The following is a 6,336-nucleotide window of genomic DNA, read 5'->3' on the forward strand; positions in this document are numbered from 1 at the left end:
CATTTTAACATGTACCCGGCACAATAGCATTTTTGCGCCAAATGGTATATTATATAACAATATTAAGTATATCCTTTCCGGGATAAAAAGTGGGGAGAATTTTAACATGATGGAAAAAAGAATTCGCGACAGATTAAAGAGGGTTGAAAAGCTCGAGACAGAACTTTTATCCGATGAAGAGATTCTTGCAGAGAAAAAAGAGATTCAGGTGCTGATCGATGCGATTCACCAGGAGCTCCTTAGAAGGATCATAGTGATGGCAGCGATCATTGTAGGGCTTACGATATGTGTGGTTGGTATTTTGGCAAATCCCACACCGCTTAATCTGATAACGGTTCTTATCAGTATATTGCTCCTTATTATTTCAATTATTCAGTACTATCAGAAGTTCCATATTTTAGGAGATCTATTCAAGGCAGCGGACAAACTGAACGTGGATTGAGCCGAAAAAAATTGCGGCTGATATAAGAAAATATCGTTGACAAAACGGGGCATAGTAGATAGAATATCTATTGTTGCTTGCAGGAATGGCGGAATTGGCAGACGCGCACGGTTCAGGTCCGTGTGATAGCAATATCATGAGGGTTCAAGTCCCTTTTCCTGCATCAGTTTTAAACTAGTGCAACTGAACTAAATATGTAAAATGCGGAAGTGTCGGAATTGGCAGACGAGCAAGACTAAGGATCTTGTGATGGCTACATCGTGTGGGTTCAAGTCCCATCTTCCGCACTAAAAACGGATAGCAATCGCTATCCGTTTTTTGTGTGGAAGAGGAACTTGGACCCGCTTGCTTCGCAAGCCGGGTTCAATCTCCTCGGCGCAAAGCGCCTGCGTCGGTCGGTTCGGTGGGAAAACGGTCCCCCGGACCGTTTTCTATTTCCACCTCACCCCATCTTCCGCACTTGAAATGTTTTACGTTCCAATCTAAATGGTCTTTTTCGTTCGGGCGGAGAGGAACTTGAAACCCTTGCTTCGCAAGCCGGGTTCAATCTCCTCGGCGCAAAGCGCCTACGTCGTCCACACTCCGTTTAGCAACGACCGAATAAACGATTCAAAATCAAATAATCTTTCGTCCGTGATGCCTTTTTGTACATCTACTACAAGCAGTTTCATTTTCATCCTCCGTCGACAGTTATTTATATTAAAAGTTATTTTTTATAGCAAAGGCTGTATCTTGTCACACCATTATCAGCTATTACAGTATTATACAGTTCACAGCCAAAATGCTTATACATCTCTGCGTACTCTTTCATATCCGTATCAAATAGAAGCGGTATCCCCATTGTATCCGACATGTTCTTGGCATATGTCACCAATTCTGAGGCGATTCCCTGTCCCTGGTGTCCTTTATCAACACAGACCATAAGAGCATCCAAATGCCGATACTTTGCATACTTTGCGTTTGAAGAACCGATCTGTTTTGCAAACCTAATCAGGCTCTTAAGTTTCGAGAACCGGATATTTGTCAGCATTCTGAAAAGCATCCTGACTTGTGGAAGCTTATGTGCATTTTCTGAATCTTCCAGCCCGATGAATCCGGTAAAATCTTCATTGGAATACAATTCCCCGGCTTGATATACATAGTCCACATATAGCGCCATATACTTCATGACATCTTCACGGCGCTCATCTATGGATCCCCAATTATGAAAAAGCTCATTGGTAACAAAAGCTTCGCCAACAAGAATCCGAATCTTTTCAAGCTGCTTTTCCGATATATGTTCTACTCTGCTTATCATTTCTTCGTGATCACCGCTGTTGCACAAGGCATTCTTCCGTCAACCACGTGGTATTCCACGTTATTGTATCCCATTCCTTCAAAGAATGACTTGTATGATTCAAGATCAAACTGCTTTTTGAAATCAGCTCCCAGAAATTCTACGAATTTCACAGCTAATCCGGCCGACTTCTTTGACATGTTGATATAAGTAGGTATGATTATCTGTCCACCGGGTTTTACTACTCTTTCAAGCTCTGCAAGTGCCTTGGCCGGATCTTGTAATAAATGGATCACATTGCCAGCAACTACCTTGTCAAACCGATCATTCCTGCACTTGATCCTTGTGATATCTGCTCTCTTAAAACGCACATTACTGAACTTTCTGCATTTTCTTGCTGCCTGTTTAAGCATTCCGGGTGCAAAATCCGTTGCTATAAGTCTCCTGCACTTTTCGGCAATGCAGACAGTTATAGCCCCCGTACCGCAAGCACATTCAAGAACCTCATCTGTCGTATCAATAAACTCGGCGACCTTTTTGCCGGTATCGGCATACACCTTATGGTTATAAACATTTTCAAACAGGTCATATAATGGCGAAATCTTATCCCAAAACATGTGAATTCTCCTATTTCAAGCCTACCGCTTTGATTGCGCCTAGGCTATGAATCCTTACGACACGGTTACTGTCAGTTTCAGATATCTTCTGCAACTGTTCAACATATGGTCTTACAAGTTCCGATTCGTTCAATCTCATATCTCCTTAACCTTGCACATGCAACAGATACAAATCATCCGCATATATGCGTTCTCCCTGCACGTACGGCTCCAGGTTTTCCTGATGCCACCGTTGCAATCTGGGTGCAAACCACTCTTGCTTACTCCACTGCTCATAATGAATTCCAAGACAATCTAACAACGTAAGTACAAAGCAAGCGTCTAACACGTCGTAGCGAATCGTTCCACCGGCATCACGATACCCTTCTGCCATTTGTTGTCTACGCACCAATCCGCCAATATTCCCAAACAGAACTGCAAGATCATACATAGGATGTCCCATTCCGAAAAACGAAAAATCAATAGGCACTAGCCCATCCGGCGTTTGCAAAATGTTCGACGCAGATAAATCCCCATGAATCATTTGAAATTCATCCCGTGCTTTTTCCAATACTGCCCCGGCATGGTCACAGCACTTTTGCATGATTGCTGAAAGCTCAGCACTTAACCCTTGGTTTTCCAATGCCTGAATTCTTTTTTTCGTACATTCACAATGTTGCTTACCGTACGATTTTACCGGTGATACTCGGAATCCCTTTGCCTTCTGATGCAAACATGCAAGCATCTCACCTATCTGATAACAAATCTCCGCATTCAATTCAAGCTTGTCTAACGATTCGCCCTCGAGCCATTTCGAAACCGTAACATACGTACCATTCTGTAACTTCGTAATGCATTCACCATGACAATTTTCAACTGCTTCACGTATCTGCATGCCCTGTTTCTTTAAGTGCGCTTGGAACGCAAGCTCTGCCTTATATATCTCGATACGCTCAACACCTTCAAAAAAAAAATCTGTAGAAAACCCTTCTACCGGCTCATGGATTTGCAGCAAATACTCGTTTCCCACACGATAGGTAAGATTCTCATTGTGTCTCAGTAATTCTATTTCCGGCACAGTTATATTGTAATGAGCTAACGCTTCTTGTATGTAGTTGCGCTCCATATTTTGATCCTCCTGCGCTGAAACCAATTCAAGTTTATCTAACTGTTAGACATATTGGAATTTACTCACAATACATACAGATAGTTCCTTGTGACAGTTTAAAGCCATTATTTTCATAGAATTTGAAAGCCGGTGCATATTCACTGGTGTAAAGGACAACTCCAGCACATCCTGTTTCCTTACTATAATCTAATAGCGTCTTCAGTAATTGCCTGCCAATACCTTGGCCTTGTCTTTCAGGTAAAACTGCCATTTCGTTAATATATATTTCTTTTTTACTTCCTGATATCTTACATAATGCAAATATACATCCAATTACCACGTCATCTTCTTCATACACATATCCTACAAATTTTTTCTGCTCGTAATAATCCAATAAATATTCTTTTGCATTATCAGGGTTCCAATCAATCCCCCAATATTCTATAGGAAACGCTTTAGCATATATCACTCCACACTGTTGCAAATCTTCCTCTTTCATTTTTCTTATCATAAAAATCACCTCGTGTGCCTCAGTCTATTACATGACAGATCATCTGAAGGTCATATGGTTCCTTTTCAGCAAGTTCTTTTATAGGAATAATTCGATTTTTATCAAATAATAATTCCCCTTTCATCACTCACATTTCTTAATATAATAAATGAATTCATTATCCCGACTCACTTCCACATATCCCAACTTGGTATAAAAGGCGTTTGTTCTGACATTCCAAATGGGCGTATCTAATACAAATTCCTTTACATGTGAAAACATTGTCTCAATTTCCTGCATCATGTAGACTCCATAGCCTTTGCGATAATGCTCCGGGCTTACAAAGATCCTTCCGATGTTCAACTTGTCTTTTTCCAAAAATAGAATCGCACCGCCAACAATTAGTCCATTGTCCGTGAGCTTATACAAATGATTTGTTCTGGCCATCTTTGTGTGATAAGAAACAGACATATATCCAGGTGGCCCACCAGCTGAAGGTGCTCCAACCTGAACATCGCTATCAAAGGCTCTTTTAGATATTCCATTAAGTGTCAAAGCATCAGAAGTGCTTGCTTTTACAAATTGTAAGCTCAAATCTTTACCCCCCTTATTTCTATACCCATCCATGCCGGATATCATCACGTTCAGTGATATCTCAAAGCTCTCATCTGAGTATTTGTTATACCAGAGCATCGCTTCAAATACGCCAGATTTGTATTAGTGTTCAAAGATAAGTTTCTATAGTTTTCATTTTTTCAGCGAAACCAGCTCTTTCATAGAACTCCATACCTCGCATATTTTGTGGGAAAACTTGAGTCCTCATGAAATCTGCGCCTTTATCTTTTCCATAATTCCTACATGCATCAATAAGTTTTGATCCTATCCCCTTACTGCGCATTTCTTCTGCGACATCAATATCTTGCAAATAAAGAACCCTTTCATCTTTCAAGCAAGGAACCTTTTTTTGTTCAAGAATCATAACGTGGGCAAATCCAATAATATTTCTGTCTTCTTCCGCAACAATAATGTCCTGATGATCACTGTCGAAAATAGTATTAAAGAATTCTTCATCACGATTTCCAATAACAAAATGCTCTGGTTGAAAATTGACAGCATCTTTTTCCAATTCAAAATATAATGGCTGTAATCCCTTAATATCTTTTTCATTTGCCAATCGAAGAATCATTTTTTCTCTCCTATTAATTGTCAGAATTATTAACAATCTCTCTTATTACAAAAGCGTTCCTAAAATATGTATTACGCTCCTTTTTACACAACCTATATAAGAAAAGCTCTTAAGGCAAATTTATATACCTATTTCTCACATAAAGGATCTACAAACACTATGCCACGAATCATATTGGGATACAATCTGGCAAATTGCTGCGCATACAGACCACCCTGTGAATGTGCCACCACTCACCGGCAACTGCGCCAAGCCCCATTTCAATAACCAGATCAATATCTCCCTCGCCAAATATGCAATAGGATATATTCTGACCCTCTATCATTTTGCTATCCAGAGATAAAGGCTTTTTCATTTAGAATCTCCTTTATTGTTATTTTCCCAGCAATCTACTCATCCCAGGATTTTCTTATACCACACGCTCCTTTTCGCTTAACTCTTTGGAACATCCTAGAACAAAAATATCACAAAACAAAAAACAGGTCTTATCTTACACTGATAAAGACCTGTCTTTCACTTAATTATCTTCCCTCTCCAATCAATGCAGATTCAGTACGAACTTCACAAACTCAGGACTATCATGGTTTACGATCTCGCTGTGTCCCAGATCCTTTGCAGCCACCTTAGCCATCTCTTCATCAGTGAGTTCAAAATCCCAGATATCGATGTTCTGTTCCATTCTCTCCACATGCACTGACTTTGGGATGATGGAAACACCTCGCTGGGCATTCCACTTCAAAGCAACCTGTGCTGCACTCTTATCATACTTCTTTCCAATCTCTGTAAGAACAGGATCTGTAAAAATCCCATGTTTTCCTTCTGCAAGAGGTCCCCAGGCCTGAGGAACAACGCCATAAGCCTTCATAATCTCAAGTGCTGCTTCCTGTGCAAAGTAGGGATGAAGCTCTACCTGATTTACAGCCGGAATTACTTCTACTGTCTCGCAGAGGTTTGTAAGAATAGCAGGATAGAAATTTGCTACACCTATAGCCTTTGCCAGACCTTCCTTGTATGCCTTTGTGATCCCGCGGTAAGCTGCGAAGTAATCACCCATTGGCTGATGAAGGAGAATGAGGTCTGCATAATCGAGTTCCATCTTGCCAAGCGATGTCTTTACAGCTTCATAAGCAGCTTCCTCACTCTTCATGTCGTTTACCCACACTTTGGTGGTTATGAAAAGCTCTTCCCTTGTGGTCAGACCATCAGAAATAGCACGGGCAACTGCTTTTCCAACAGCT

Annotated in this window: 9 protein-coding genes and 2 tRNA genes; 3 read left to right on the top strand and 8 right to left on the bottom strand. The window is 40.7% G+C overall.

The features are described 5' to 3' along the window. Window positions 1-106: 106 nt before the first annotated feature. The 3 genes from G603_RS0104300 (at window position 107) to G603_RS0104310 (ending at window position 729) form a co-directional block, all read left to right on the top strand. Window positions 107-442, top strand: coding sequence for a hypothetical protein (locus G603_RS0104300; protein WP_026523169.1), 336 nt, complete (start codon window positions 107-109; stop codon window positions 440-442). Window positions 443-521: 79 nt separating this feature from the next. Then, window positions 522-605 (top strand) — tRNA-Leu (locus tag G603_RS0104305). A 40-nt stretch (window positions 606-645) separates the two neighbouring features. Beyond that, window positions 646-729, top strand: a tRNA-Leu gene (locus G603_RS0104310). A gap of 419 nt (window positions 730-1,148) precedes the next feature. On the opposite strand, the gene G603_RS0104320 is transcribed toward G603_RS0104310, so the two are convergent. The 8 genes from G603_RS0104320 to G603_RS0104360 all read right to left on the bottom strand — a co-directional run. After that, entirely contained in the window at window positions 1,149-1,766 is a 618-nt protein-coding gene (locus G603_RS0104320) for a GNAT family N-acetyltransferase (protein ID WP_207637056.1), read from the bottom strand. Beyond that, window positions 1,736-2,335, bottom strand: coding sequence for a class I SAM-dependent methyltransferase (locus tag G603_RS0104325; RefSeq protein ID WP_026669429.1), 600 nt, complete (start codon window positions 2,333-2,335; stop codon window positions 1,736-1,738). The genes G603_RS0104320 and G603_RS0104325 overlap by 31 nt, the downstream gene beginning before the upstream one ends. 145 nt (window positions 2,336-2,480) lie before the next feature. Next, the gene (locus G603_RS0104330; protein WP_026669430.1) at window positions 2,481-3,440 is read right to left on the bottom strand and encodes a phosphotransferase enzyme family protein; all 960 of its coding nucleotides are present in this window, start codon (window positions 3,438-3,440) and stop codon (window positions 2,481-2,483) included. A gap of 61 nt (window positions 3,441-3,501) precedes the next feature. Then, window positions 3,502-3,933, bottom strand: a complete 432-nt coding sequence (locus tag G603_RS21300) for a GNAT family N-acetyltransferase (RefSeq protein ID WP_051207455.1) — start codon at window positions 3,931-3,933, stop codon at window positions 3,502-3,504. 123 nt (window positions 3,934-4,056) lie between these two features. Next, window positions 4,057-4,506 carry a GNAT family N-acetyltransferase gene (locus tag G603_RS0104345; RefSeq protein WP_026669431.1) on the bottom strand — a complete coding sequence of 150 codons (450 nt, stop codon included), beginning with the start codon at window positions 4,504-4,506 and terminating at the stop codon, window positions 4,057-4,059. A gap of 130 nt (window positions 4,507-4,636) precedes the next feature. Then, window positions 4,637-5,098, bottom strand: coding sequence for a GNAT family N-acetyltransferase (locus tag G603_RS21305; protein WP_026669432.1), 462 nt, complete (start codon window positions 5,096-5,098; stop codon window positions 4,637-4,639). A gap of 169 nt (window positions 5,099-5,267) precedes the next feature. Continuing rightward, window positions 5,268-5,453 carry a hypothetical protein gene (locus G603_RS0104355; RefSeq protein WP_026669433.1) on the bottom strand — a complete coding sequence of 62 codons (186 nt, stop codon included), beginning with the start codon at window positions 5,451-5,453 and terminating at the stop codon, window positions 5,268-5,270. A 183-nt stretch (window positions 5,454-5,636) separates the two neighbouring features. Next, window positions 5,637-6,336: aldo/keto reductase (locus G603_RS0104360; RefSeq protein ID WP_026669434.1), on the bottom strand; the 700-nt coding region annotated here is incomplete at its 5' end.

The organism is Butyrivibrio sp. AE3006, from assembly GCF_000424165.1.
GTDB lineage: Bacteria > Bacillota > Clostridia > Lachnospirales > Lachnospiraceae > Butyrivibrio.

Excerpts from the sequence above, each read along its gene's own strand:
- G603_RS0104300 (WP_026523169.1), top strand. The coding sequence starts at position 107 with ATGATGGAAAAAAGAATTCGCGACAGATTAAAGAGGGTTGAAAAGCTC.
- G603_RS21305 (WP_026669432.1), bottom strand. The coding sequence starts at position 5,098 with ATGATTCTTCGATTGGCAAATGAAAAAGATATTAAGGGATTACAGCCA.
- G603_RS0104355 (WP_026669433.1), bottom strand. The coding sequence starts at position 5,453 with ATGAAAAAGCCTTTATCTCTGGATAGCAAAATGATAGAGGGTCAGAAT.
- G603_RS21300 (WP_051207455.1), bottom strand. The coding sequence starts at position 3,933 with ATGATAAGAAAAATGAAAGAGGAAGATTTGCAACAGTGTGGAGTGATA.
- G603_RS0104330 (WP_026669430.1), bottom strand. The coding sequence starts at position 3,440 with ATGGAGCGCAACTACATACAAGAAGCGTTAGCTCATTACAATATAACT.
- G603_RS0104325 (WP_026669429.1), bottom strand. The coding sequence starts at position 2,335 with ATGTTTTGGGATAAGATTTCGCCATTATATGACCTGTTTGAAAATGTT.